This is a genomic window from Bartonella sp. MR168JLCBS, from assembly GCF_042194175.1.
Genome location: NZ_JBHIMP010000297.1, coordinates 1 through 792 on the forward strand (window position 1 = coordinate 1; position 792 = coordinate 792).

2 protein-coding genes are annotated in these 792 nt (G+C 42.3%); both read right to left on the reverse strand.

From position 1 onward, the window contains the following. Window positions 1-413: NifU N-terminal domain-containing protein (locus ACFIK8_RS10990; protein WP_375669448.1), on the reverse strand; the 413-nt coding region annotated here is incomplete at its 3' end. Between the two features lie 56 nt (window positions 414-469). Beyond that, on the reverse strand, window positions 470-792 hold a 323-nt coding region (locus tag ACFIK8_RS10995; protein WP_375669449.1), incomplete at its 5' end, for a universal stress protein.

The following is a 792-nucleotide window of genomic DNA, read 5'->3' on the forward strand; positions in this document are numbered from 1 at the left end:
CCGTCATTGGCAACAGCTGGGCGAACACGTGTTTCAAGAAGTTCCTTGATTGTTGAGACGATATCGACGTCTTTTTCGTCATAAAATTCTTCGTTAAGGGCGTGCGTTTGCGCTTGTATTGTGGCATTTGTGTTGATAACCGGGGCATCGGATAGAAAATGTTCCATAATGGTGCCTAAAATGGCTGGTTTGAGATGTTGCCACTCGCCATCTTTTTTGCTCACGGTAATGAAATCATAACCCAAAAGAACACCATTAACATTTGGAATATTAAACAGTTTTGCAGCTAAAGGTGAGTTTTTAGCGGCTTCTTCACTGGTACGAAACTCTAAGACACCCTTGGAAAGTACCACACGACCTGGCAAAAATTTAAGTGTTGCAGGATTTGGTGTGGTTTCAGTTTGAATAAACATACACTCTCCTTTTGGTGTGAAAGGTTAGGAAGGTCGTTGAGTTCAGAATACTGTATTTAAGCAATGGATTCAATATCTTCATCGGCAAGATTGCTTGGAATAACGGTAACAGGGATTGAAAAAGCTGTTCCCCGACTCCCGATAAGTTGGACAAGTGGGCCTGGTCCTTCTGTGTGTCCACTGGCAGCTAAAACAATGAGCGCGATCTCCTTATCTTCGTCGATCAGGTTGGCAATTTCATCAATTTTTTTTCCCTCACGCACAATTATTTCTGTTTTAAGAGCGTGTGTGGTGCGTACATCATCGGCAATTTCTCCCAATATTTTATAGGCAGCTTGCGTTGATTCCGATCGCATAACGTTATTTACGCCCAGAAAAT